The sequence below is a fragment of the Streptomyces sp. NPDC020996 genome (genome assembly GCF_040641355.1).
Taxonomy (GTDB): Bacteria; Actinomycetota; Actinomycetes; order Streptomycetales; family Streptomycetaceae; genus Streptomyces.
On sequence record NZ_JBFADM010000044.1, the window covers coordinates 49,249 to 72,341 of the forward strand.

General features: G+C 73.3%; 24 protein-coding genes and 5 pseudogenes. 16 read left to right on the plus strand and 13 right to left on the minus strand.

Annotation, left to right across the window (positions count from 1 at the left end; genetic code table 11):
- The 9 genes and pseudogenes from AB0G63_RS26625 to AB0G63_RS26665 form a co-directional block, all read left to right on the plus strand.
- Nucleotides 1-303 (plus strand): annotated as a pseudogene (locus tag AB0G63_RS26625) (hypothetical protein); the annotation flags it as partial.
- Between the two features lie 226 nt (nt 304-529).
- Nucleotides 530-1,165, plus strand: a complete 636-nt coding sequence (locus AB0G63_RS26630) for a class F sortase (protein WP_360754908.1) — start codon at nt 530-532, stop codon at nt 1,163-1,165.
- 138 nt (nt 1,166-1,303) lie between these two features.
- Nucleotides 1,304-2,425 (plus strand): SchA/CurD-like domain-containing protein, encoded by a 1,122-nt coding sequence (locus AB0G63_RS26635; protein ID WP_360754910.1) that lies wholly within the window; start codon nt 1,304-1,306, stop codon nt 2,423-2,425.
- Nucleotides 2,426-2,493: 68 nt separating this feature from the next.
- The gene (locus AB0G63_RS26640; RefSeq protein ID WP_360754913.1) at nt 2,494-2,931 is read left to right on the plus strand and encodes a cupin domain-containing protein; all 438 of its coding nucleotides are present in this window, start codon (nt 2,494-2,496) and stop codon (nt 2,929-2,931) included.
- Nucleotides 2,928-4,196 (plus strand): beta-ketoacyl-[acyl-carrier-protein] synthase family protein, encoded by a 1,269-nt coding sequence (locus AB0G63_RS26645; RefSeq protein WP_360754916.1) that lies wholly within the window; start codon nt 2,928-2,930, stop codon nt 4,194-4,196. The genes AB0G63_RS26640 and AB0G63_RS26645 overlap by 4 nt, the downstream gene beginning before the upstream one ends.
- Entirely contained in the window at nt 4,193-5,446 is a 1,254-nt protein-coding gene (locus tag AB0G63_RS26650; RefSeq protein ID WP_360754919.1) for a ketosynthase chain-length factor, read from the plus strand. The genes AB0G63_RS26645 and AB0G63_RS26650 overlap by 4 nt, the downstream gene beginning before the upstream one ends.
- A gap of 29 nt (nt 5,447-5,475) precedes the next feature.
- Nucleotides 5,476-5,733, plus strand: coding sequence for an acyl carrier protein (locus tag AB0G63_RS26655; protein ID WP_360754922.1), 258 nt, complete (start codon nt 5,476-5,478; stop codon nt 5,731-5,733).
- Nucleotide 5,734: 1 nt separating this feature from the next.
- A complete protein-coding gene (locus AB0G63_RS26660; protein ID WP_360754923.1) occupies nt 5,735-6,214 on the plus strand; it encodes an SRPBCC family protein in 480 nt (159 codons plus the stop codon).
- Between the two features lie 19 nt (nt 6,215-6,233).
- Nucleotides 6,234-6,566 carry a TcmI family type II polyketide cyclase gene (locus tag AB0G63_RS26665; RefSeq protein ID WP_360754926.1) on the plus strand — a complete coding sequence of 111 codons (333 nt, stop codon included), beginning with the start codon at nt 6,234-6,236 and terminating at the stop codon, nt 6,564-6,566.
- 82 nt (nt 6,567-6,648) lie between these two features.
- Here the strand turns inward: AB0G63_RS26665 and AB0G63_RS26670 are convergent, their stop codons facing one another.
- Both AB0G63_RS26670 and AB0G63_RS26675 read right to left on the minus strand, forming a co-directional pair.
- Nucleotides 6,649-7,677, minus strand: a complete 1,029-nt coding sequence (locus AB0G63_RS26670) for a methyltransferase (protein ID WP_360754929.1) — start codon at nt 7,675-7,677, stop codon at nt 6,649-6,651.
- Between the two features lie 49 nt (nt 7,678-7,726).
- Nucleotides 7,727-8,869 (minus strand): right-handed parallel beta-helix repeat-containing protein, encoded by a 1,143-nt coding sequence (locus AB0G63_RS26675; protein ID WP_360754932.1) that lies wholly within the window; start codon nt 8,867-8,869, stop codon nt 7,727-7,729.
- A 146-nt stretch (nt 8,870-9,015) separates the two neighbouring features.
- Between AB0G63_RS26675 and AB0G63_RS26680 the strand changes: the two genes are divergently transcribed.
- Nucleotides 9,016-9,750: a maleylpyruvate isomerase family mycothiol-dependent enzyme gene (locus tag AB0G63_RS26680; protein ID WP_360754934.1), complete on the plus strand. Its 735-nt coding sequence runs from the start codon at nt 9,016-9,018 to the stop codon at nt 9,748-9,750.
- A 91-nt stretch (nt 9,751-9,841) separates the two neighbouring features.
- Nucleotides 9,842-10,126, plus strand: a complete 285-nt coding sequence (locus AB0G63_RS26685) for a DUF6332 family protein (RefSeq protein ID WP_360754936.1) — start codon at nt 9,842-9,844, stop codon at nt 10,124-10,126.
- Nucleotides 10,127-10,168: 42 nt separating this feature from the next.
- On the opposite strand, the pseudogene AB0G63_RS26690 reads toward AB0G63_RS26685, so the two are convergent.
- The 3 genes and pseudogenes from AB0G63_RS26690 to AB0G63_RS26700 form a co-directional block, all read right to left on the minus strand.
- A pseudogene (locus AB0G63_RS26690) lies at nt 10,169-10,341 on the minus strand (response regulator transcription factor); the annotation flags it as partial.
- Nucleotides 10,338-10,514 (minus strand): annotated as a pseudogene (locus tag AB0G63_RS26695) (sensor histidine kinase); the annotation flags it as partial. The pseudogenes AB0G63_RS26690 and AB0G63_RS26695, both read right to left, overlap by 4 nt.
- A 5-nt stretch (nt 10,515-10,519) precedes the next feature.
- A complete protein-coding gene (locus AB0G63_RS26700) occupies nt 10,520-11,209 on the minus strand; it encodes a TetR/AcrR family transcriptional regulator (RefSeq protein ID WP_360754938.1) in 690 nt (229 codons plus the stop codon).
- Nucleotides 11,210-11,374: 165 nt separating this feature from the next.
- Here AB0G63_RS26700 and AB0G63_RS26705 point away from each other — a divergent pair, with 165 nt between their 5' ends.
- Nucleotides 11,375-11,824 carry a nitroreductase family deazaflavin-dependent oxidoreductase gene (locus AB0G63_RS26705; protein ID WP_360754941.1) on the plus strand — a complete coding sequence of 150 codons (450 nt, stop codon included), beginning with the start codon at nt 11,375-11,377 and terminating at the stop codon, nt 11,822-11,824.
- Here the strand turns inward: AB0G63_RS26705 and AB0G63_RS26710 are convergent.
- Entirely contained in the window at nt 11,814-13,046 is a 1,233-nt protein-coding gene (locus AB0G63_RS26710) for a geranylgeranyl reductase family protein (protein WP_360754943.1), read from the minus strand. The genes AB0G63_RS26705 and AB0G63_RS26710 overlap by 11 nt on opposite strands.
- A 132-nt stretch (nt 13,047-13,178) precedes the next feature.
- Here AB0G63_RS26710 and AB0G63_RS26715 point away from each other — a divergent pair, with 132 nt between their 5' ends.
- Together AB0G63_RS26715 and AB0G63_RS26720 are read left to right on the plus strand one after the other, a co-directional pair.
- On the plus strand, nt 13,179-14,534 hold the full coding sequence (locus tag AB0G63_RS26715; protein ID WP_360754946.1) for a dipeptidase: 1,356 nt from the start codon (nt 13,179-13,181) through the stop codon (nt 14,532-14,534).
- A 281-nt stretch (nt 14,535-14,815) separates the two neighbouring features.
- Nucleotides 14,816-15,534, plus strand: a pseudogene (locus AB0G63_RS26720) (MBL fold metallo-hydrolase).
- Nucleotides 15,535-15,605: 71 nt separating this feature from the next.
- On the opposite strand, the gene AB0G63_RS26725 reads toward AB0G63_RS26720, so the two are convergent.
- The 5 genes from AB0G63_RS26725 to AB0G63_RS26745 form a co-directional block, all read right to left on the minus strand.
- Nucleotides 15,606-16,646, minus strand: coding sequence for an NUDIX domain-containing protein (locus AB0G63_RS26725; RefSeq protein WP_360754949.1), 1,041 nt, complete (start codon nt 16,644-16,646; stop codon nt 15,606-15,608).
- 143 nt (nt 16,647-16,789) lie between these two features.
- The gene (locus AB0G63_RS26730) at nt 16,790-16,984 is read right to left on the minus strand and encodes a hypothetical protein (protein ID WP_360754952.1); all 195 of its coding nucleotides are present in this window, start codon (nt 16,982-16,984) and stop codon (nt 16,790-16,792) included.
- Between the two features lie 44 nt (nt 16,985-17,028).
- Nucleotides 17,029-17,478: a DUF6098 family protein gene (locus AB0G63_RS26735; RefSeq protein ID WP_360754954.1), complete on the minus strand. Its 450-nt coding sequence runs from the start codon at nt 17,476-17,478 to the stop codon at nt 17,029-17,031.
- The gene (locus tag AB0G63_RS26740) at nt 17,475-17,615 is read right to left on the minus strand and encodes a hypothetical protein (RefSeq protein ID WP_360754957.1); all 141 of its coding nucleotides are present in this window, start codon (nt 17,613-17,615) and stop codon (nt 17,475-17,477) included. Before AB0G63_RS26740 ends, AB0G63_RS26735 begins: the two co-directional genes overlap by 4 nt.
- A gap of 803 nt (nt 17,616-18,418) precedes the next feature.
- The gene (locus AB0G63_RS26745; protein ID WP_360754959.1) at nt 18,419-19,366 is read right to left on the minus strand and encodes an ROK family protein; all 948 of its coding nucleotides are present in this window, start codon (nt 19,364-19,366) and stop codon (nt 18,419-18,421) included.
- 238 nt (nt 19,367-19,604) lie between these two features.
- On the opposite strand from AB0G63_RS26745, the gene AB0G63_RS26750 reads away from it, so the two are divergent.
- Nucleotides 19,605-20,654, plus strand: coding sequence for a LacI family DNA-binding transcriptional regulator (locus AB0G63_RS26750; protein ID WP_360754962.1), 1,050 nt, complete (start codon nt 19,605-19,607; stop codon nt 20,652-20,654).
- A gap of 13 nt (nt 20,655-20,667) precedes the next feature.
- Entirely contained in the window at nt 20,668-21,426 is a 759-nt protein-coding gene (locus AB0G63_RS26755; RefSeq protein ID WP_360754978.1) for a hypothetical protein, read from the plus strand.
- Here the strand turns inward: AB0G63_RS26755 and AB0G63_RS26760 are convergent.
- Entirely contained in the window at nt 21,408-22,769 is a 1,362-nt protein-coding gene (locus AB0G63_RS26760; protein ID WP_360754966.1) for an aldolase/citrate lyase family protein, read from the minus strand. The genes AB0G63_RS26755 and AB0G63_RS26760 overlap by 19 nt on opposite strands.
- Nucleotides 22,770-22,964: 195 nt before the next feature.
- Nucleotides 22,965-23,093, minus strand: a pseudogene (locus AB0G63_RS26765) (electron transfer flavoprotein subunit alpha/FixB family protein); the annotation flags it as partial.

Sequence of the window (23,093 nt, forward strand, 5' to 3'; positions counted from 1 at the left end):
AAGGACGGCTTCGACAAGCCCCACGGCGGAATGCACACCGGCGGCGGCGCGCTGACCGCGGTCAACGGCGACTGGGGCGGCAAGGACGACTCCGGCTACGACACGGAGTCCTACAAGGACAAGGGCAAGGAGAAGGAGAAGGACTGGGGCGGCGAGTACAAGAAGCCGCACGGCGGGATGCACACCGGTGGCGGCGCCCTCGCCAACCCGGGTGTGACGGCGGGCGGCCTGGCCGTCCTGGCGGTCGCCGGTGCCGGTCTGTACGCGGCGCGGCGTAAGAAGAGCGCCGCAGGCCTGGCCTGATCCATGCCGGATGCGATAGCCGCCGTGGCCGCCACCCGCGTGCCCGGTGGCGGCCCGGCCGGCCCTTTCGTACCCTCGCGCCCCGCTGCCGCGTCCAAGTGAGGTGGTCTCTTCCATGGCAGCCCCCGCTCCGCCCGCCCCCCACGACGAGCCGGCTTCCACCGGTGCCCCCGGTGCCCCCAGTGCTCCCGGTGCTCCCGGACCGAAGTCCGCATCGAATCTGACCATGCTGTGCGCCGCCGGCCTCCTGGTCCTCGCGGTCAGCCTGCTCGGCAGTCAGGAGAAGACGTCCGAAGCGCCCCGCGTGCCGGTCGCCGCCTCCTCACAGGCCGTCCCGCAGGCCGCCCCGGAGGTCCCTTCGGAGGAGACCGCGCCGGCCTCGTCCGGCGCGCAGGGGGCGGACAGACACCTGCCCCGGTCCCGGCCGGTGCGCCTGCTGATTCCCAAGATCTCGGTCGACGCCCCCTTCACGGACCTCGACATCGGTCCCACCGGTCAGCTCGAACCGCCGCCCGCACACGACACCAACCTCGTCGGCTGGTACGCCAAGGGCGCCTCCCCCGGCGAAGCGGGCACCGCGATCATCGCGGGCCACGTCGACACGACGACGTCCGCGGCCGTGTTCGCCGGACTCAGTGAACTGAGGAAGGGTGACCAGTTCTCCGTCGTGCGCGCCGACGGGCGCAAGGCGACCTTCGTCGTCGACGACACGGAGACCTTCCGCAAGGACGACTTCCCCAGCGATCGCGTCTACGCCGACACCCCCCAGGCCCAGGTCCGGCTGATCACCTGCGCGGGCGACTACGACCGCACCGTCCGGGACTACACGGACAACCTGGTGGTCTTCGCCCATCTCGTGTGAACCCCGGCGGGCCGGGAGCGGGTCACCCGCATAGTTCATCCGAGTCGCGGCCTTCCAGGGACGGGCACAGGATCGAGGCACGCTGACGTCGCGTCACCGCGGCCGACGCCCCACAGCCCCCGAAGGAGATTTGCGCACATGACCACCACGTCCACGACTGCCGCAGAATCACTGGCACGTCAGATGTCGAACCGGGTCTCCCAGTCCGTGTTCGACGGCTCCAGGCTCCGTGTCGTCCTGCTGGTGGACGTCTACGACGGAGCCCAGCAGCAGTTCCTGGAGGCCTACGAGCAGTTGTGCAACCAGGTGGCGTCCGTACCCGGACACGTCAGCGACCAGTTGTGCCAGTCGGTCGAGAACCCCTCCCAGTGGCTGATCACCAGCGAGTGGGAGAGCGCCCCGCCATTTCTCACCTGGGTCAACAGCGAAGAGCACGTCCGGATGGTGGAGCCGCTGCACAGCTGCGTCCGGGACACCAGGTCGCTGCGCTTCCACATCGTCCGCGAGACCGGTGGTCCGTCGCAGGCCGATCCCGGCGAGCGCCGGCTGCAGGCCTCGCCGCGGATCGGTGACGGCCTCATCCGCCACGCGCTGACCTTCACCGTCAAGCCGGGCAGCGAGGCGGCGGTGGCGGCGATCCTGTCCGACTACGACCCGCCCGAGGCACGGGTCGACGACACCACCCGGCTGTGCCGCACCTCGCTGTTCATGCACGGCAACCGCGTGTTCCGGGCCATCGAGGTGCGGGGCGACCTGATGGCGGCGCTGCGTCACGTGGCCCGGCAGCCGGAGGTGCGGGCCGTCGAGGAGGCCATCAACCCGTACCTGGAGCAGGACCGCGACCTCGACGACCCCGAGTCCGCGCGGATCTTCTTCACCCGGGCGGCCCTGCCCGCCGTGCACCACGTGACGGCGGCAGAGCCGGACCCGGAGACGGAGCGGCACGCCCTGTACTACCCGGCCCGGCCCGGCTGCGGCCTGCGGCTGGCGGAGCTGCTGGCCCGGCAGGACGAGGCGGTGGCGGACGACCCGCGCAGCCCCGTGGTACGCAGCACCCTCTTCGAACGCGACCAGGTCGTGGTGCGGCTCATCGACGTGCGTGGCGGACTCGACGCCGCCGACCCCGCACTGGTCCTCGGCATCCCGGACCCCGGCCCGCTGGCCGAGCTGACGACGTTGCCGTGCGACGGCGACCTCACGCGCGTGCTGAAGCTCGCCCGCATGCAGCTCGTCACCGACCGCCGCTCCGCCGAGGCCTGAACCGTCCGGCCCACGGATCGCGGCGGCCACGGCCCCCTGTCGTAACAGCACATGATCGGAGCAACGTCGTGACCAAACCCCGCCCAAGAATCGTGAATCTCGGCGACGTCGAGCCCAACACCCGGCGCGGCGGCGACCTGCGCGCCATGCTCACCCCCACCACGGTCGGCTCCACCAGCGGTTTCATGGGAGTGGCCATCGTGCAGCCCGGGGACAGCGTCGCCGAGCACTACCACCCGTACTCCGAGGAGTTCATCTACGTCGTGTGCGGGCGGCTGGAGGTGGACCTGGACGGCGAGCCCCAGCCGCTGCGGGCCGAGCAGGGACTCATGATCCCGGCCCACATGCGGCACCGTTTCCGCAACGTAGGCGACGTGGAGGCCCGTGTCGTCTTCCACCTCGGCCCGCTGGCGCCGCGTCCGGACCTCGGTCACGTGGACACGGAGAAGCCCGCGGCCGTCGCGGCGGAGGGCCGGACGGCCGAGCGACGTCAGGTGCCGTCATGAGCAGGCGCGTGGCGGTCACCGGCATAGGCGTCGTCGCACCCGGCGGTATCGGCGTGCCGGCGTTCTGGGACCTGCTGTCCCACGGTCGCACCGCGACCCGGGGCATCACGTTCTTCGACCCGGCCGGCCTGCGTTCGCGCATCGCCGCCGAGTGCGACTTCGACCCGGCGGCCCACGGGCTCGGCCCGGAGGAGATCGCGCGCAGCGACCGGTACATCCAGTTCGCCCTGGTGGCGGGCCGGGAGGCGGTGCTGGACGCGGGCCTCGACCTCGAACGGGAGAACCCCTGGCGGGTCGGGGTGTCACTGGGCACGGCGGTCGGCGGCACCACCAGGCTGGAGCACGACTACGTCCTGGTCTCCCACCGCGGACAGCGGTGGGACGCGGACCACCACCGGGCCGAGCCGCACCTGCACCGCGCGTTCTCGCCCAGCACCCTCGCCTCGGCGGTGGCCGAGCGGTTCGGGGCGCACGGTCCGGTGCAGACCGTCTCCACGGGCTGCACCTCGGGCCTGGACGCGGTCGGCTACGCGTTCCACACGATCGAGGAGGGCCGGGCCGACGTCTGTCTGGCCGGCGCCTCGGACTCCCCGATCTCCCCGATCACGATGGCCTGCTTCGACGCGATCAAGGCCACCTCCCCGAACAACGACGACGCCGCTCACGCCTCGCGTCCCTTCGACGCCGACCGGGACGGCTTCGTCATGGGCGAGGGCGGCGCCGTCCTCGTCCTGGAGGAGCTGGAGCACGCCCTGGCCCGCGGCGCGCCGGTCTACTGCGAAGTCGGCGGCTACGCCAGCTTCGGCAACGCCTACCACATGACCGGTCTGACCCGGGAGGGCGTGGAGATGGCCCGGGCGATCGAGACGGCCCTGGACCACGCCCGGCTCGGCCCCACGGCGATCGACTACGTCAACGCCCACGGGTCGGGCACCCAGCAGAACGACCGGCACGAGACCGCGGCGGTGAAACGGGCCCTGGGACAGCACGCCTACGACACGCCCATGAGCTCCATCAAGTCCATGGTGGGCCACTCCCTCGGCGCGATCGGCGCCATCGAGGTCGTCGCCTGCGTGCTGGCCCTGGCCCACCAGGTGGTACCGCCCACCGCCAACTACGAGACGCCGGACCCGGAGTGCGACCTGGACTACGTCCCCCGCGTCGCCCGTGAGCGGAAGCTGGACAGCGTCCTGTCCGTGGGCAGCGGGTTCGGCGGATTCCAGTCGGCGGTGGTCCTGACCCGGCCGAGGGAGAGGGCACGATGAGCCAACCGCGACCACGGCGCGCCGCCGTCACCGGCATCGGTGTGATGGCGCCGAACGGAACCAGCACCGGAACCTTCTGGAAGGCCACCCAGGAGGGCCTGAGCGTCCTGGACCGCGTCAGCCGTGAGGGCTGCACGCACCTGCCGCTGCGGGTGGCCGGCGAGATCCGGGGCTTCGAGGCGTCCTCGGCGGTCGAGGAGCGCTACCTCGTCCAGACCGACCGGTTCACGCACTTCGCGATGGCCGCGGCCGACCGCGCGCTGGACGACGCCGGCCTCGGCCCGGCGGACTCGGGCGAGGCGTCGTTCTCCGTCGGGGTGGTCACCGCGGCGGGCTCCGGCGGCGGCGAGTTCGGGCAGCGCGAGCTGCAGGCGCTGTGGGGAAAGGGCAGCAAGTTCGTCGGCCCGTACCAGTCCATCGCCTGGTTCTACGCCGCCAGCACCGGCCAGATCTCCATCCGCAACGGTTTCCGGGGACCGTGCTCGGTGGTGGCCGCCGACGAGGCCGGCGGCCTGGACGCGCTGGCGCAGGCGGCACGGGTGGTGCGCAACGGCACCGACACGGTCGTCGTCGGTTCGACCGAGGCGCCGTTGGCCCCGTGCTCGATCGTGTGTCAGCTCGGCTATCCCGAGCTGAGCACCGCGGAGGACCCGGAGCGGGCCTACCGCCCGTTCACCGCGGGAGCCTGCGGTTTCGTGCCCGCCGAGGGCGGCGCCATGCTCGTCGTGGAGGACGAGGACGCGGCCCGCGGCCGGGGGGCGTCCGTGCGGGCGCTGATCGCGGGGCACGCGGCGACGTTCACCGGTTCCTCCCGCTGGGAGGAGTCCCGGCAGGGGCTCGCCCACGCCGTCCGCGGCGCGCTGGCCGAGGCCGGCTGCGCCCCGGAGGAGATCGACGTCGTCTTCGCCGACGCGCTCGGCGTGCCGGAGGCCGACCGGGCCGAGGCCCTGGCGATCGCGGACGCGCTCGGGGCGCACGGCACCCGGGTGCCCGTGACCGCGCCCAAGACCGGCATCGGCCGCAGTTACTGCGCGGCGCCGGTGCTGGACACCGCCGCGGCGGTGCTCGCGATGGAGCACGGCCTGATCCCGCCCACCCCGAACGTCTTCGACGTCTGCCACGACCTCGACCTCGTGACCGGCCGGGCCCGTCCCGCCGAGTTGCGCACGGCGCTGGTCCTCAGCCGGGGACTGATGGGGTCGAACTCGGCGCTCGTGCTGCGGCGCGGCGCCGCCGACGCCTCCCAGTGAGGCACCGACAAGCCAAGGAGAACAACCACATGAGTGACCGCATCACGGTGGAGGAGCTGGCCGAGCTGATGAAGAAGGCCGCCGGCGTCACCGTCGCTCCGGAGGAACTGCAGCAGCGCTACGACACCGGGTTCGACGCCATCGGCATCGACTCGCTCGGACTGCTCGGCGTCGTGGGTGAGCTGGAGAACCGTTACGGCGCGCCACTTCCCCCCGACGCGGAGCGCTGCAAGACGCCCCGGGAGTTCCTCGACCTCGTCAACAGCGCCCTCGTGGCAGGAGCCTGACATGGCCGGACACACGCAGAACGAGATCGTCATCGCCGCACCGCTGGACCTGGTGTGGGACATGACCAACGACCTGGAGAGCTGGCCCCAGCTGTTCAGCGAGTACGCCTCCGTGGAGATCCTGTCCCGGGACGGCGACCGGACCCGGTTCCGGCTGACCATGCACCCCGACGAGAACGGCACCGTGTGGAGCTGGGTCTCGGAGCGGGAGCCGGACCGCGAGTCGCTGACCGTGCGCGCCCGCCGGGTCGAGACGGGCCCCTTCTCCTACATGAACATCCTCTGGGAGTACGAGGAGATGCCCGAGGGCGTGCGGATGGTGTGGACGCAGGACTTCGAGATGAAGCCGGACGCGCCCGTGGACGACGCCTGGATGACGGACAACATCAACCGCAACTCCCAGGTGCAGATGGCGTTGATCCGGGACCGCATCGAGAAGACCGCCGCCGAGCGCGGGTCCGCGCCGGGCCTGGACCACTGAACCGAACGGAGACAGCCCCATGCACCAGACAGTGATCGTCGCCCGGATGAAGCCGGGCTCGGCCCCGGACATCGCCAAGCTGTTCGAGGAGTCCGACCGGGGGGAACTGCCGCACCTGGTCGGCGTCTCCCGGCGCAGCCTCTTCCAGTTCAACGACGTGTACCTGCACGTCATCGAGACCGAGCACGACCCGCGGCCCGTCATCGCCGAGGTGGCCGGTCACCCCGAGTTCCGGGACCTCAGCGAGCGGCTCCAGGCGCATGTCTCCGCCTACGACCCGGCGACCTGGCGCAAGCCGGAGGACGCCATGGCGCGCCGCTTCTACCTCTGGGAGCGCGACTCGGTCCGGTGACCCCGGCCCCGCACGACCGGCCGCCGGGTCCGTGGCGCTGCGGACCCGGCGGCCGGTCGTCTGTGCGGTCGGGTCTGCCCGGTCAGGCGGGGACGTGGCAGTCGAACGCGTGCAGGTAGGGGTTGACGGGGCGGATGTCGTCGATGACGAGGCCCGCGTCGGTCAGCCGGCCGACCATGCTCTCGGTGGTGTGCTTGGCCCCGCCGACGTTGAGGAGCAGCAGCAGGTCCATGCCGGTGCTGAACCGCATCGAGGGGGTGTCGTCCACCAGGTTCTCGATGACGACGACCCGGGTGCCGGGGCCGCCCGTCCCGATGACGTTGCGCAGGGTGCGGGCGGTGCTGTCGTCGTCCCACTCCAGGATGTTCTTGATGACGTACACGTCGGCCCGGACGGGGACGGCCTCACGGCAGTCGCCGGGGACGATGCTCACCCGGCCGGCGAGGTCTCCCGAGCCGCGCAGCCGCGGATCGGCCCTCTCCACCACCTGCGGCAGGTCGAGCAGGGTGCCGTGCATCGAGGGGTACTTGTCGAGCAGGCTCGCCACGACGTGGCCTTGGCCGCCGCCGATGTCCACGACCGAGGTGCTCCCCGACAGGTCGAGGACCGCGGCGACCTCCTGGGCGGACTGCATGCTGGACGTCGTCATGGCGCGGTTGAAGACCTCGGCCGACTCGGGGGCGTCCTCGTTGAGGTAGACGAAGAACTCCTTGCCGTACAGGTCCTCCACGACGTTGCGGCCGGTGCGCACCGCCTCGTCCAGTTTCGGCCAGGCGTCCCAGGTCCACGGTTCGGTGCACCACAGCGAGATGTAGCGCAGGCTGTGCGGGTCGTTCTCCCGCAGCAGCCGGGACATGTCCGTGTGCTCGAACGTCCCGTCCTGCCGCTCGGCGAAGACGCCGTAGCAGGACAGGGCGCGCAACAGCCGCCGCAGCGGCCGGGGTTCGGCCTTCACCGCGGCCGCCAGGTCCTCCACGCTCGTGGGGCCGTCGCCGAGGGCGTCGGCCACGCCGAGCCGGGCCGCCGCGCGCAGGGCGGCGGCGCACGCCGCCCCGAATGCGAGCTCCCTGAGCCGCATGGACGGCGGTGGTGCGGTCTGTTCGGTCGTCATGTGCCGCCTTTCTTCCTTGTGTGGTTCACGGCCGGCCGCGGGCGGCCGGTCAGCACAGTCCCGCGGGCTTGGACACCCGGCAGGTGTTGTCGGTGAAGGTGTTGTCCTTGCCGGTGTCCGCGTCGACGAGGTCGGCCGGAGAGTTGCGCCGCAGCACGTTGTCGCTGATGCGGTTGTGGTCGTTGGTGGCGCCGACGAAGCTCTTGAACAGCACGATGCCGCCCGACAGCGGGGAGGTGCCGGCGTGGTCCGTGATCCAGTTGTCCCGCACCGCGTTCTGCTCGGCGCCGGTGAGGACGACACCGGAGCCCTGCAGGGCGGGCAGCCGCGCGGTCTTCGGGCAGGACTTGTTGTTGCGGACGATGCGGTTGTAGGCGATGACCAGGTCGCCGGCCTTCGGCTTGTTCTCGTCGCCGACGACGAAGGCGCCCACGCAGTTGCCGGTGATGTCGTTGCGCACCACGTCGACGTCGCGCAGGCGCCGGACGGTGACGCCGGTGCGGTTGCCCTGCAGCCGGTTGTACTCCACCACCGTGCCGCGGGTGTCCACGGCCCCTTCCTCGGCCTTGACGGTGTTGGCGATGAACAGGCCCGCGTCGCCGTTGTCCCGCACGGTGTTGCCCTGGAACACGCCGTGGATCGACCGCTCCTGGGCGATGCCCCACACGGTGTTCCGGACCGCGGACACGTCGCGGACGGTGAGATCGGTGGTGTATGTGCTGTACACGCCGGCCCTGGCGAAGCCGGTCACCGTCAGGGAGGCGACGGTGACGCCCTTCACCTCGTGGCCCTTGGTGCCCACCACGCAGATGCCGTTGCCGCCGGCGGCGCAACTGTCGGCGGACTTCTCGGCGCCCTCGCGCCTGCCCTCGGCCGGGCCCGCCTCCTTGCCATGGGCCTCGGCCGGGCCGTCGGCCGTGCCCTTCCCCGCGTTCGCGCCCGGCTCGAGCACGGTCCTGGGGCCGCTGCCGCGCAGGGTGAGCCTGGGCGTGGTCACCTCGACGCTCTCGTGGTAGACGCCCGGTGCCAGGAGGACGGTGTCTCCGGGCGCGGCGGCGTCCACCGCCTTCTGGATCGACTGTCCCGGACGGACCGTGTGGACCTTGTGACCGGCGCCCGGCGGGGCCGCGCCGAGCGCGGTCGCGAAGACCGCTGCGGTACACGCCAGGCAGGTGATATGGATTTTCGCCATGCCGAGCAAGATATGACCTGTTTATCCCGATTCCAGGCTGTTGAGCCGTTCAGCGGCGTGTCCGCCGGCGACCGGCGTCGGGGCACGGCGTAAGGGCCACGGAACCGGCTTGCGTTCGACCGCGCTCCGTCCGGCACACTCCCCCCATGGAGACAGCCGAGTTCGTACGGATCCTCGACCGGGAGGGCCGCCTGCTGGCCGCGGCGGCGGAGGCGGCGGGAAGCGACGCCGAGATCCCCGCCTGCCCGGGCTGGCAGGTGCGGGACCTGCTGCGGCACACGGGGGTGGTGCACCGGTGGGCGGCGGCGTTCGTCGCCGAGCGGCACACCTCCTTCCGGCCCATGCCGGACGAGCCCGGCGAGGACGGCGCCGAACTGGTGGCCTGGTACCGCGACGCGCACCGGCACTTGGTCGGCACGCTGACCTCCGCCGCGCCGGGCGTCGAGTGCTGGCACTTCCTGCCCGCCCCGTCACCGCTCGCCTTCTGGGCGCGCCGCCAGGCGCACGAGACGACCGTGCACCGCGTCGACGCGGAGACGGCGAGCGGCGGCACGCCCACCGGGATCTCCCCCGCCTTCGCGGCGGACGGCGTCGACGAGCTGCTGCGCGGCTTCCACGCCCGCGCCAGGAGCCGGGTCCGCAGTGCGGAGCCCCGGGTGCTGCGGGTGCGGGCGACGGACGTGGACGGCGCCGTGTGGACCGTACGGCTTTCGCCGGAGGCGCCGGTGACCGGGCTGGGCGGCGAGGAGCCCGCCGACTGCGAAGTGGCCGGGTCCGCCGCGGGGTTGTACCTCGCGCTGTGGAACCGGGCGCCGTTCCCGGACGTGAGCGGTGACGCGTCGGTCGCCGAGCTGTGGCGGGAGCGGTCCGCCGTGGGCTGAGCCGGGGGCGCTGCTCAGTCCGAGGGCGCCCTCCCCGCGGGCGCCCGGCAGAGCCGTTGATTCGCCGGGCGCCCGGCTGTTGACTTCTCCCATGGAGCATCACGGGGGACGACGCGGTCAGGCCGAGCGGGACGCGGTCACCGCCGAGATCGGGTACGCGCTGTGCAGTGCGGCGTTCGCGGCGGCGGTGGTCTTCGGGGCGGTGGCGGGCCCGGTGCCGGCCTTCGACCTGCCGCCGGCCTTCTCGGTGTTGCTGGTGCGCGCGGGGCTCGTGATCGCGGCCGTGCTGTTCGCCGTCCGGGTGGTGAGCGTGCTGCTGCGTTTCCAGCGGTCCGGTCAGCCCAGCCAGCCGGGGCGCACCAGGCCCGACTCGTAGGCGACCCCGGTCCGCCCTGGCGGCGAACCGGCTTTCCCGGTAAGGCATACGGACGTCCATCAGGACAACGTCCGGGCGCAGTTCGCACACCTCGCGCAGCGCCTCCTCGCCGTCGGCGGCCTCGCCACGACCTCGATGTCCGGCTGGGCGTCGAGCAGCGCCCGGAAACCGGCGCGCACCGGGGACTGGTCGTCGGCGAGCAGTACGCGGATCACCGGTCGTCCTCCTCGGCCTTCCCCCGCAACCGCAGTACGGCGAGCACCCGGAACCGCCCGTCGCGGCGCGGCCCCGCCTCGATCGCGCCACCCGGCGCGGCCGCCCACTCCCGCATTCCCGCCGGCCCGTTGCCGCTGCCGTCCGCGTCGGCGCCGGTCGTCGGCCCGTCGTCGGGGCCTATGCCAGGCCCACCGCGCGGCCCAGCCTCTCCACGGCGTACCGGAAGAACGGCTCCCGGTCCTCGACGACCCGGTTGAACTGGCCGAAGAGTTCGAACCCGACGAGCCCGTACAGCTCGGCCCAGGCCGCGACGAGGGCCGTCACCACGGCCGGCGGAAGGCCCGGGGCGACGTCGGCGGTCATCCGCTCCGCCTCGGTGCGCAGTTCGGCGGGCAGTGGGGGCCCGCTCACGCCGGTGTCCCGGTGCGCGTCGCGCACGACGCCGATCAGGAGGAGGGGGACGCGGGCGGCGGCCGGGACGGTGGTGTCGGGGGCGGCGTAGCCGGGCACCGGCGTGCCGTAGATCAGCGCGTACTCGTGCGGGTTGGCGAGCGCCCAGTCGCGTACCGCCCCGCACACGGCGGTCCAGCGGTGGAGGGGGCCGGCGTCGTCGGCGAGCGTCCGGTGTGCCGCTTCGGCGGCCTCGCCGAGGGAGTCGTAGGCGTCGATGATGAGGGCGGTCAGCAGGTCGTCGCGGCTGGGGAAGTACCGGTAGAGCGCCGAGGAGACCATGCCGAGCTCGCGGGCCACGGCGCGCAGCGAGAGCTTGGCGGCGCCGTCGGCCGCGAGTTGTCTGCGGGCCGCGTCCTTGATGGCCGCGGTGACCTCGATCCGGGCGCGGGCGCGGGCGCTGTGTGCGGTGCTCATGTATGCAGTCTCGCACGGAACGAGAGCAGTGCACACAGAAAGGAGCAGTGAACACAAAAGAGAGCAGTGCTCTTGCCATGGGTCGCCGACGCGTGCAGACTGTCCCATGAGCGAGAGCAGTGCTCACAAAAGAGAGCGACGCTCTGAAAGCAGATGGGGATCACCATGTCCACGCACGTCCAGAAGCCCGGCTGGTTCACCGTCAACGTCATGAACCGCTTCGTCGCGTGGATGACCCGCAGGGGCGTCAGCGTCTGGGGCTCCAGGGTGCTGGCGGTCCGCGGCCGCAAGAGCGGACAGTGGCGGACCACCCCGGTGAACCTGCTGACCGTGGACGGGCAGCAGTACCTGCTCGCCCCGCGCGGCCACGTGCAGTGGACCCACAACATGCGCGCGGCCGGCGGGGGCGAGCTGCATCTCGGCAAGCGCGTGGACGTGTTCACCGCCGTCGAGGTCGCCGACGACGACAAGGTCCCGCTGCTGCGCGCCTACCTCAAGCGCTGGAAGGCCGAGGTCGGGGTGTTCTTCAACGGCGTCGGCCCCGACTCCCCGGACGCCGATCTGCGCCGCATCGCCCCCGACCACCCGGTCTTCCGCATCACCGTCACGGGGTGACCTCACCCTCGGCGGGACGGCGGTCCAGCACGCCCAGGGCCCGCTGCGCCATGGGGTGGCCGCGGACCAGCTCACCGAGCGAGGTCGAGCCCTGGGTGATGTCCTTGAACGCGTTCCACGCGGGACGGAAGCCGGTCAGCGCCGCGTGGAACAGCCCGGGACGGCGCTCGAAGGCCGCCAGCATCCGCTTGCCGACACTCATCTCGACGCCGAGGCCCGCCTTGATCGCGAACGCGTAGTTCAGGGCCTGGCGCCGGGCGTCCACCGCGTCGTGCGCCTCGGCGATCCGCACCGCCCACTCCCCCGCGAGCCGCCCGGAGCGCAGCGCGAAGGAGATCCCCTCCCGGGTCCACGGCTCCAGCAGCCCCGCCGCATCGCCGCACACCAGCACCCGCCCCCGCGACAGCGGCGAGTCGTCGGCCCGGCAGCGCGTCAGATGGCCGGAGGAGATGCTCGGTTCGAAGCCGGCCAGGCCGAGCCGGCCGATGAACTCCTCCAGATAGCGCTTGGTGGCGGCGCCCTCGCCGCGCCGGGAGATCACACCGACCGTCAGCGTGTCCCCCTTGGGGAACACCCAGCCGTAACTGCCGGGCATCGGGCCCCAGTCGATGAGCACCCGCCCCTTCCAGTCCTCCGCGACGGTCTCCGGCACCGGGATCTCGGCCTCCAGACCGAGGTCCACCTGGTCCAGCTTGACGCCGACGTGCGCCCCTATCCGGCCGGCGCTGCCGTCCGCGCCGACGACCGCCCGCGCCAGCAGCGTCTCGCCGCCCTGGAGGACCACGGCGACCGTGCGCCGGTCGGGCACCGCCGAACCGTGCTGCTCTACGCGCAGCACGGTGACGCCGGTCCGCAGTTCGGCGCCCGCCTTCTGGGCGTGCTCGACCAACTGGTGGTCGAACTCGGGCCGGTTGATCAGCCCGAACAGCATCTGCTTGGAGCGGCGGGTACGGGTGAAGCGGCCGTTGTGGGAGAACGTCACCGCGTGCACCCGGTCGCGCAGCGGCAGTTCGAACCCGGGCGGCAGGCAGTCGCGGGAGGGGCCGATGATGCCTCCGCCGCACGTCTTGTAGCGCGGCAGTTCGGCTTTCTCCAGCAACAGCACACGCCGCCCCGCGACCGCCGCCGCGTAGGCGGCCGAGGCCCCCGCGGGTCCCGCGCCCACCACGACGACGTCCCACACCCGCTGCACGTCGTCCGCCGAAGAGTTCTCGCCGCTCACGATGGTCTACTGCTCCGATCAAGCCGCTGCCGCACCTGTCCCGTGCATCCTACGGCGGACGTCGTCGCAGGCCGCTGTGGGAGGATCGCAGCACTTCACTCGTACAACGTCGCACCCACAAGGAGCGTGCCCATGTCGTCGAATCCGGTCGCCGAGACCGTCGCCGCGCTGATGCCGAGGGCGAGGACGGAGCTCGCCGAACTGGTGGCCTTCAAGTCGGTGGCGGACTTCGACCAATTCCCCAGGAGCGAGAGCGAGGGCGCCGCCCGCTGGGTCGCCGACGCGCTCGCCGCCGAGGGCTTCCAGGACGTCGCCCTGCTCGACACGCCGGACGGCACCCAGTCGGTCTACGGCTTCCTGCCCGGCCCCGAAGGCGCCAGGACGGTACTGCTGTACGCCCACTACGACGTGCAGCCCCCGCTGGACGAGTCCGCCTGGGCCACCCCGCCCTTCGAGCTGACCGAACGCGACGGCCGCTGGTACGGGCGCGGCGCCGCCGACTGCAAGGGCGGGGTGATCATGCACCTGCTCGCGCTGCGCGCCCTCAAGGCCGACGGCGGCATACCCGTGCACGTGAAGTTCATCGCCGAGGGCTCGGAGGAGCAGGGCACGGGCGGCCTGGAGCGGTATGCCGAGGAGCACCCGGACCTCCTCGCGGCCGACACCATCGTCATCGGCGACGCGGGCAACTTCCGGGTGGGCCTGCCGACGGTCACCTCGACCCTGCGCGGCATGACCATGGTCCGCGTGCAGATCGACACGCTCGAAGGCAATCTGCACTCCGGGCAGTTCGGCGGCGCCGCGCCGGACGCGCTGGCCGCCCTGATCCGCGTCCTCGACTCGCTGCGCGCCGAGGACGGCTCGACGACGGTCGACGGTCTGGCCCCCACCACGCCGTGGGAGGGGCTGAGTTACGACGAGGAGCAGTTCCGCCAGGACGCCAAGGTGCTCGACGGCGTGCGGCTGACCGGCTCCGGTTCGGTCGCCGACCGGATCTGGGCGCGTCCGGCCGTCACGGTGCTCGGCATCGACTGTCCGCCGGTCGTCGGCGCCACCCCGTCCGTGCAGGCGAGCGCCCGCGCGCTGATCAGCCTGCGGGTGCCGCCGGGCGTGGACGCGGCCGAGGCGACCAAGCTGCTGCAGGCCCACCTCCAGGCGCACACGCCGTGGGGCGCGCGGGTGAGCACCGAGCAGATCGGCCAGGGCCAGCCCTTCCGCGCGGACACCTCCAGCCCGGCGTACCAGGCCATGGCGGACGCCATGGCGGTCGCGTACCCCGGCCAGGAGATGCAGTACGCCGGCCAGGGCGGCTCCATCCCGCTGTGCAACACCCTCGCGTCCCTCTACCCCCGTGCGGAGATCCTGCTGATCGGGCTGAGCGAGCCGGAGGCGCAGATCCACGCCGTCAACGAGAGCGTGTCGCCCGCGGAACTGGAGCGTCTGTCGGTGGCCGAGGCGCTGTTCCTGCGCAACTACGCGGCGAGCTGACCGCTCTGCCCACGGCCAGGCCCTGTCGTTTGGATCAGGTCGGCTGTGAGGCGCGGTGCCTTACGGCCGACCCGAGCGGGGGCTGGTGCGTGTAGCTGCAAGGCGGAGGAGGGAGCCGACGCGATGGGGGTCCCCCGCGCGAGCGCAGCCGAGCGTGGGGGAATCGGGGACCGACGACGACGCGGCAGACGCGCGTGCCAGGGCCCGCGACGCCGGGATGATCCAAACGACAGGGCCCAGGCGCGCCCCGCCGCACGGTGGGGCGCCCTTACGTTCCTCCCGTGGACGTCATCGAGATCCTCCCCCGGCTGCACCTGCTGCGCTTCGCCGTCGGCCAGGCGTACCTGCGGCTGGCTGGCGACGCCGTGACGCTCGTCGACGCGGGGGCGCCCGGCGCCGCGGCGCGGATCGCCGCCGCGGCCCGGTCCCTCGGGACCCCGCGGCGGGTCGTGCTCACCCACTTCCACGTCGACCACGCGGGCGGGGCGGGCGAACTGTACGCGCGGACCGGCGCGGAGGTGCTGTCCCACCGCCTGGACACCGCCGCGGTCCGGGGCGAAACGCCGGGCCCGCCCCCGGTGTTCGAGGACTGGGAGCGCCCGCTGCACGCGAAGGCCGCCGGTCTCCTGCCGGACGGGGACTCCGCGCGCCCGGAGCGGCTGACCGAGCTGTCCGACGGCGGCGTCCTCGGCTTCGGCGGCGGGGCCCGGGTCGTCCACGTCCCCGGTCGCACGGACGGCAGCATCGCCCTCCATCTCCCCCGGCACGGCGTGCTGTTCACCGGGGACACGGTCGCGGCGGCGCCGGTGGACGGGGCGTGATCCCGGGCGTGTTCAACCTGGACCGGGCCCGCCTGCTCGACTCGTTCCGCCGGCTGGCGGCGCTCGACGCGGACGTGGCGTGCTTCGGCCACGGCGATCCGGTGAACGGCGAGGCGTCGACGGTGCTCCGGCGGGCGGCGGACCGGCAGACGGACGCCCGCCGGCCTCACGCCCGCTGAACCCACGCCCGCTGAACCCACCGGGCCTCACGCCCGCCGAACCGCGCGCCGGGGCGGCCGGCGCCGTCGGCTCAGCCGCAGGGGACGCCCGCCTCCAGGTACAGCGCCGCTCCGCGCTCCCGCGCCCGCAGGGCCCAGCGCAGCCGCTCGTAACGGACCGGCGGGAGCATGTCGGCGGCCTCCTGCTCGGTGACGAAGCGCCAGTCGCGCAGTTCGGGACCGGGCAGCAGGAGCCGGGCCGCCTCCGCGGAGTCGAGCAGGCCGCCGTCGAAGAGCAGGCGCAGCCCTCCGTAGCCGGGCGGCGCGGGCGCCTCCCAGTCGACGACGAGCAGGCGCGGTACGTCGTCGAGCTGGATGCCGGTCTCCTCGGCGACCTCGCGCATACCGGCCCGTGCGGGGGCCTCGCCCGGCTCGACGACGCCGCCGGGGAACTCCCAGCCCGCCTTGTAGGTGGGGTCGACCAGCAGCACACGGTCCTGCTCGTCGAAGAGGAGGACGCCGGCGGCGAGGGTCTCGGCGGTGGGCTCGGGCGTCTGCACGATGTCGCACACCGGCGCGTCGCCGCTGCTCACGGCCCCCGCTACGCGCACCGCCGTCTCGTAGGGACTCAGGCCGCTGGTGTCGACGAGGTGGGCGTCGGCCGTGAGCCAGGAGGCGAGGGCGGCCCGGTAGGGATCGATGTGGTCGTACGCCCACTGCCGTCCCCGGATGTCCGCGTCGGGGAGGTCGTCGGGGACCTCCCGGTTGGCTATGCGCGCACGCAGTATCGTTTCGGCCGGGGCGAGCAGGACGTGCCGCACGGCGATGCGGCGGGCGGCCAGGCCGCCGAATATCTCGTCGCGGTACTCCTGGCGCAGCAGGGTCATGGGCACCACGAGGGTCCCGCCCAGCTCGGCGAGCATCGCGGCCGCGGTGTCGATCACGAGCCGCCGCCAGATCGGCAGGTCCTGGAAGTCACCGACCTCGGCGAGGTGTTTGGGCGGCAGCAGGTGCGTGAGCGCCGCGCCGATGACCTCGGGGTCGAAGAGCGTGCTGTTCGGGATCAGTTCGATCAGTTCCCGTGCGGTGGTGGTCTTCCCCGCACCGAACGCTCCGTTGATCCACACGATCACGGACGGGTCCCCCTCTTCTGTTGGCCCCCTGTGGCTTGCCCGCTCCACCCTGCCACGGAAACCAGCCCCAGTTGAGGGCGCACAGAGCGGCGCCGGCGTCCCCGTCCCAGGACACCGGCGCCGGTCGCGGCCGTCCGGCCGCGTCAGCCTTCCTTCCCCGCGGCCGCGTCGTCGGGAGCCGGGCTGTCATGACCGACGGTGTGATCGACGCTGCCGACGGTGTCCGGCACGTTCAGGTCCGCGAGGCCGTGGGTCGCGTCGGCGTGGGACGGGGTGACGGCCGCGACGACGAATCCGGCGGCGAGGGAGGCGATGGCGAGCATGCTGCGCTTCTTCATGCCCGTTCCAACTGCGCGGACGGCGTCCGGGTCACGCTCCGTGCTCAGCCCGCGTCGCGTCTCATGGGACCCCACGGCCCCCGCTGGTCGACGACCGCGGCCGCCGCTTCCCGGATGACCGTCTCGTCGACCCAGCCGACCGGTTCGACGTTCGTGACCAGCGGCTCGTTGTCGGGGCCCCGCCCTTCGACCCGTCCCCGCAGGACCCACGGCCGCACTCCCTCGCCCTTCTCCCGCGGCAGGTGGGAGTAGTCGTAGAGCCGGCGGGCCACCCACAGCTCGACCGGCCGGTCCTCCCACCACGGCTCGACGTCGAGCGGGTTGGCGGACAGCCCGGACATGCGCACCCCCGTCAGGGCGTCCCGGCTCTCCCGGTGGTTCTCGTCGGCCTCGGGGCCGTGCGACCAGCGCACATAGAGGTGGGGGGTGCTGTCCACCAGGCGGGCCGGCTCCCGGAGGTCCCGCAGAACGGGCAGCTCGTCGAAGGTGCTCACGGGGTCGCCGCTCCTTTCCCGGCGTTGCGGCGGGCCGTCGTCCGGTCGATCAGGTCGCCCCCCGCCCGGCCGCGGGCGTCGGCCTCCGCGGCGGACGGCTCGTCCCGCACCTCGGGGGCGGCGGCAAGCCGGGGCACTGGGCCGGTCTCGGTGCGGGTGCGGACGGGGCGAGTGCACCCGGTGGCGAACCGGAGGGGAAAGCCGCACGTGGTGCTCTCGTGCGGGGGCGGAGGTTCGACGGCCTCGAACGACCGCCTTGCCCATGCCCGGCCCGTAAGGAGTGCGGGCACCCCGGGGATCGGCGATGCGGTCTTCCGGCGTCTCCACCACGGCACCTCCACGACCAGCTGCCCCAGAAGCCGACGGGTACCCGGCCGACAGGGGCGGGGAACTCCCACGTGATCGCCTGCCGACACCACGGCGGCCGCTTCACCGACCGAGGCGGAACAGGCCGCCGCGCCCTGGGCCTTCCTGCTCGACCGCGTCACCGGTGAGTGCGCCGCACAACGATGCCGCCGTGGCGGTCGCCGCCCCGCGTGCGGCGACCGCGTCCAGGCGCGGCTACGACGACTCGGCCCACGGTGTCCGGCGTACGTGCCGCCGCCCCACCGAGCCCGTACACCGGGCCGGGCGACCGGCACCCCGGACTCGGCCCCGGACCCGGACCCGGACTCGGACTCGGACCCAGGTTGCCCGAGCACGGGTCCGGGGCCAGGGCACAGGACTCGGCACCGGACCCAGGACACCCAGACACGGGGCACGGGACCGCGGCCGGGGCCGGGGCCGGAGCTCAGCACCCGGCAGACAGGACCCGGCACCAGCCCCCCTCCCCCGCCACCCAGGCACTGGGCACGGAGCCCGGCGCACAGTGCTCAGCGCGCGGCGGGGCAGCACGGCGCGGCGCGCGGGGGAACGTTCCTGCCCGTCTGTCGGGCTCCGGTCAGACCGGCGCGGTGTCCGGGCGTCCGGCGAGGGCGGCCGCGGCCGCTCCCACCAGGCCCGCGTCCGTGCCCATCTGGGCCGGCGCGATGGTCAGGTGCCGCACGAAGGACAGGGTGGCGTAGTCGCCGAGGGCCTTGCGCAGCGGCGTGAACAGCACCTCGCCCGCCTTGCCCACCCCGCCGCCGATCACGGCGATGTCGATCTCGACCAGGGTCGCGGTGGCCGCGATGCCGGCGGCCAGCGCCTGGGCGGCACGTTCGAAGGAGGCGAGGGCGACCGGGTCGCCGGCGCGGGCGGCGTCCGCCACCGCGGCGGCGGAGGCGTCGCCGCCGGGGCCGGGCCGCCAGCCGTCGGCCAGGGCGCGGCGGGCGATGTTGGGCCCGCTCGCGATGCCCTCGACGCAGCCCCGCGAACCGCACGGGCAGGCGTCCCCGTCGAGGTCGACGCTGATGTGGCCGATGTGGCCCGCGTTGCCGGTCGGGCCCGGGTGCAGCCGGCCGCCCAGCACCAGACCGCCCCCGACGCCCGTGGAGACCACCATGCACAGCGCGTTGTCGTGTCCGCGTGCGGCGCCCTGCCAGTGCTCGGCGGCCGTGATCGCCACGCCGTCGCCTATCAGCGCCACCGGCAGCCCGCCGGCCGCCTCCCGCACCCGCCGCACCAGCGGGTACGCGCGCCAGCCCGGCACGTTCACCGGGCTCACCGTGCCCGCGGAGGCGTCCACCGGCCCGGCGCTGCCGATGCCGATGGCCGTGACCCTCGGCCACAGGGGCGAGCCGGTCAGTTCGCGGAGCACCTCCTCCACCGCTCCCATGACGGTCTCGCCGTCCTCCTGAGCGGGCGTCGCGCGCTGCGCTCGCACCAGGATCCGGCCGAGGCCGTCCACCAGGGCGCCGGCGATCTTGGTGCCGCCGATGTCGAGCGCGGCCACGAGGTCGGTGTGCATCAGTGTCTGATCTCCCCGTCAACCATCGAATCTCCCGTCAGCCAGGGGAAAGTTCCCCCATCAACCATCGATGTACAGTGAACCGGTCTCGCGGTGGGGGCGCGGGCCCGAAGTTTGCGGTGGACAGTCTCTCGCGCGCATGACAACGTTGTCCAGGCTCTATGCTCGACGCCACATCCTCATACAGGCCCACGCTTCGAGGCAGCCCCGTGGGCGAAACAGGACAGGACAGCGCATCGTGCCCGAGACCGCACGCCGAACAGACCGTCACACCGGGACGCGTTACGGCAACCGCCCGACCATGAAGGACGTCGCCGCGCGCGCCGGTGTCGGCCTGAAGACCGTCTCCCGCGTGGTCAACGGCGAGCCCGGCGTCACCCCGGAGACGGAGCGCCGCGTCCAAGATGCCATCGACGCCCTCGGCTTCCGCCGCAACGACAGCGCGCGCGTGCTGCGCAAGGGCCGCACGGCGAGCATCGGCCTGATACTCGAGGACCTGGCCGACCCGTTCTACGGCCCGCTCAGCCGCGCGGTCGAGGAGGTGGCCCGCGCCCACGGAGCGCTGCTGATCAACGGCTCCAGCGCGGAGGACCCGGACCGTGAGCAGGAACTGGCCCTCGCGCTGTGCGCGCGGCGGGTCGACGGGCTGGTGGTGATCCCGGCCGGTGACGACCACCGCTATCTGGAGCCCGAGATCAAGGCGGGCGTCGCCGTGGTCTTCGTCGACCGTCCGGCCGGGAAGATCGACGCCGACGTGGTCCTGTCGGACAACTACGGCGGTGCCCGCGACGGCGTCGCCCACCTGATCGCCCACGGCCACCGCCGGATCGGCTTCATCGGCGACATGCCCCGGATCCACACGGCGGCCGAGCGGCTGCGCGGCTACCGGGCCGCGATGGAGGACGCCGGCATACCGGTGGCGGACTCCTGGATGTCGTTGGGCGTCACCGACCCGCAGCGGGTGCGCCGCGCGGCCGAGCAGATGCTCTCCGGCCCTGACCCGGTCACGGCGATCTTCACCGGCAACAACCGGGTGACGGTCACCGTGATCCGCGTCCTCGCCGAGCGGTCCCGCCCGGTCGCCCTCGTGGGCTTCGACGACATCGAGCTCGCCGACCTGTTGCAGCCCGGCGTCACCGTGATCGCCCAGGACCCGGCGGCCATCGGCCGCATCGCGGCCGAGCGCCTGTTCCGCCAGCTCGACGGCACCCTGGTCGTCCCGGAGCGCATCGACGTGCCGACCCGGCTGATCGCCCGCGGCTCGGGCGAGCTGCCGCCGGCCGACTGAGCGGCCCGTGCCCGTGCGGGACCGCACTCTCCGGGCGTCCGGCCCGGCCGAGGCGCCGCGCTACGATCCGCTGCGCTGTCCCGGCGCCCGGCCCGCGGAGTCCGGCCTCCTCGACGGCGGCCGGCTGCTGCCGCTGGACCGGCCGGTGCACGACGACCGCGCGCCCGTCCTCGCGATCGGCTCCAACGCCTGCCCCGGTCAGCTGCGCAGCAAGACGGCCGAGGCCGGCATCGCCTCCCCGGTGCCGATGGTGCGGTCGAGGGTCACGGGCATCGACGTCGGCGTCTCCGCGCACGTCAGCCGGATGGGCTGCGTGGCCGCGTCGCCGGTCGGATCCCCGGGGACGGTACGGGAGTTGTTCGTCCTCTGGCTGGACGCCGAGCAGCTGGCGATGATCGACGCGAGCGAGGGCGTGCCGTTGCCGCACGGCAACCACCGGCGCGCGTGGCTGCCCTCGCCCGCCGTCCGGATCGAGCCGGCCCACGGCACCGTGCTGCCCGGCGCGTTCGCCTACGTCAACCGTCGCGGGGTGCTGCACGACGGCGCCGGCGTGCCGCGCGCGCATCCGGGCCGGCGCCCGCTGCCGACCGAACTCCTGCCGCGCTCACGCCGGTTGAGGGAGCTGTTCGGGGTAACGCCCGAGGAGTTCTGCGGCCGGGCGCGGGCCGACCGACGGCTGTGCGCGCGGGGCACGGCACTGTTCGCGGAGGAGGGACCGGTCGCCTCGTCCGGGCTGGAGCGGTACGTACGGGTTCAGCGGGCGACCGGCTGATCACCGACGCGGTCGACACCGGAACCGGCGCCGGACCCGTTGCCGGTGCCGGGTCCCTGCGGCGGCCTGCGCGGGGCCACGAAGCCTTCCAGGTCGGCCCTGGTCAGACCGGTCGCCGCGGCGACCTCGGCGTCGTCGAGCGCACCGCAGTGCAGTCCGCGCAGCAGGTAGCCGCCGAGGGCCTTGGCGGTGGCGGGCTCGTCCAGCACATCGCCGCCGGTCCGGGCGACGTAGCGGGCGAGGCGGTCGGCGGCCTGCCGGAAGCCCTCGCGATAGAAGGCGAAGACGGCGGCGTACCGGGTCGGCAGGTGGCCGGGGTGCATGTCCCAGCCCTGGTAGAAGGCGCGGGCCAGGGCGCGGCGGGTGAGGCGGTAGTGCAGCCGCCAGGCCTCGTGGACCTGCTCGGTGGGGCCGACGGGCAGCACGTTCGTCGACCCGTCCGACACCCTCACGCCGGTGCCCGCGGCCGCGACCTGCATGACCGCCTTGGCGTGGTCGGCGACCGGATGGTCGGGGGCCTGGTGGGCGGCGGACACACCGAGGGCCGCGCTGTAGTCGAAGGTGCCGTAGTGCAGGCCGGTGGCGCGGCCTTCGGACGCCTGGATCAGGCGGGCGACCGTCGCGGTGCCGTCGGCGGCGAGGACGGCCTGGCCGGTCTCGATCTGGATCTCGAAGCCGATCCGGCCGGGCGGCAGTCCCCGCGCCTGCTCGAACGCCTCCAGGAGCCGGACCATGGCGGTGACCTGCTGGGGGTAGGTCACCTTCGGCAGCGTCAGCAGCAGCCCGTCGGGCAGGCCGCCGGCCTCCGTCAGGCCGGTGAGGAAGACGTCGAGGGTGCGGATGCCCCGGTCGCGCACCGGCGCCTCCAGACACTTCATGCGGATGCCCGTCCAGGGGGCCGCGGTGCCCGTCGCGTACGCCTGCGCGACCAGCCGGGCCGCCCGGGCCGCCGCCTCGTCCTCCTCTGCGTCCGGGCGGGGGCCGTAGCCGTCCTCGAAGTCGATGCGCAGGTCTTCCACCGGCTCGCGCTCGAGCTTGACGCGCACGCGCGCGTGGACGGCCTCGGCGAGGTCGCCGGACAGGCCGAGTACGGCGGCGAAGGAGGCGGCGTCCGGGGCGTGTTCGTCGAGGGCGGCGAGGGCCCGGTCGCCCCAGGAGCGGACGGTGCCGGCGGCGAACACGTCAGCGGGGACGTAGACCGTGTGGACGGGCTGACGGGTGCCCGGGTCGCCGGGGTAGCGGCGCTCCAGTTCGGCGTCGACCGGCGCGAGGAAGGCGCCGATCTCCTCGCTGACGGCGCCCGCGAGGCTCGTCGGCACCTCCGACCGCCGGTCCTGCCCCATGCCACGTCTCCCGCCTGCCGCTTTCCGCCGAGCGGAATCAACAATCCGTTGAATGACGGTATCCGCGCATCTTCCCGCCGGTCAACAGCCGCCTCGGCGCGGTCCGCCGTCGCCGTCAGCGCCGGATGAACGGGCCGAGGCCCCCGCGACCGTTCGCGCGGTCGCGGGGGCCTCGGGGCCGTGATTCGGGGGCGATCAGCCCTTGCGGGCGTTGATCTCCTCGGTGAGTTGGGGGACGACGTCGAAGAGGTCGCCGACGACGCCGTAGTCGACCAGGTCGAAGATCGGGGCCTCGGGGTCCTTGTTGACCGCGACGATGGTCTT

Excerpts from the sequence above, each read along its gene's own strand:
- AB0G63_RS26630 (WP_360754908.1), top strand. The coding sequence starts at position 530 with ATGCTGTGCGCCGCCGGCCTCCTGGTCCTCGCGGTCAGCCTGCTCGGC.
- AB0G63_RS26635 (WP_360754910.1), top strand. The coding sequence starts at position 1,304 with ATGACCACCACGTCCACGACTGCCGCAGAATCACTGGCACGTCAGATG.
- AB0G63_RS26645 (WP_360754916.1), top strand. The coding sequence starts at position 2,928 with ATGAGCAGGCGCGTGGCGGTCACCGGCATAGGCGTCGTCGCACCCGGC.
- AB0G63_RS26650 (WP_360754919.1), top strand. The coding sequence starts at position 4,193 with ATGAGCCAACCGCGACCACGGCGCGCCGCCGTCACCGGCATCGGTGTG.
- AB0G63_RS26655 (WP_360754922.1), top strand. The coding sequence starts at position 5,476 with ATGAGTGACCGCATCACGGTGGAGGAGCTGGCCGAGCTGATGAAGAAG.
- AB0G63_RS26660 (WP_360754923.1), top strand. The coding sequence starts at position 5,735 with ATGGCCGGACACACGCAGAACGAGATCGTCATCGCCGCACCGCTGGAC.
- AB0G63_RS26665 (WP_360754926.1), top strand. The coding sequence starts at position 6,234 with ATGCACCAGACAGTGATCGTCGCCCGGATGAAGCCGGGCTCGGCCCCG.
- AB0G63_RS26670 (WP_360754929.1), bottom strand. The coding sequence starts at position 7,677 with ATGACGACCGAACAGACCGCACCACCGCCGTCCATGCGGCTCAGGGAG.
- AB0G63_RS26675 (WP_360754932.1), bottom strand. The coding sequence starts at position 8,869 with ATGGCGAAAATCCATATCACCTGCCTGGCGTGTACCGCAGCGGTCTTC.
- AB0G63_RS26680 (WP_360754934.1), top strand. The coding sequence starts at position 9,016 with ATGGAGACAGCCGAGTTCGTACGGATCCTCGACCGGGAGGGCCGCCTG.
- AB0G63_RS26685 (WP_360754936.1), top strand. The coding sequence starts at position 9,842 with ATGGAGCATCACGGGGGACGACGCGGTCAGGCCGAGCGGGACGCGGTC.
- AB0G63_RS26700 (WP_360754938.1), bottom strand. The coding sequence starts at position 11,209 with ATGAGCACCGCACACAGCGCCCGCGCCCGCGCCCGGATCGAGGTCACC.
- AB0G63_RS26705 (WP_360754941.1), top strand. The coding sequence starts at position 11,375 with ATGTCCACGCACGTCCAGAAGCCCGGCTGGTTCACCGTCAACGTCATG.
- AB0G63_RS26715 (WP_360754946.1), top strand. The coding sequence starts at position 13,179 with ATGTCGTCGAATCCGGTCGCCGAGACCGTCGCCGCGCTGATGCCGAGG.
- AB0G63_RS26730 (WP_360754952.1), bottom strand. The coding sequence starts at position 16,984 with ATGAAGAAGCGCAGCATGCTCGCCATCGCCTCCCTCGCCGCCGGATTC.
- AB0G63_RS26745 (WP_360754959.1), bottom strand. The coding sequence starts at position 19,366 with ATGCACACCGACCTCGTGGCCGCGCTCGACATCGGCGGCACCAAGATC.
- AB0G63_RS26760 (WP_360754966.1), bottom strand. The coding sequence starts at position 22,769 with ATGGGGCAGGACCGGCGGTCGGAGGTGCCGACGAGCCTCGCGGGCGCC.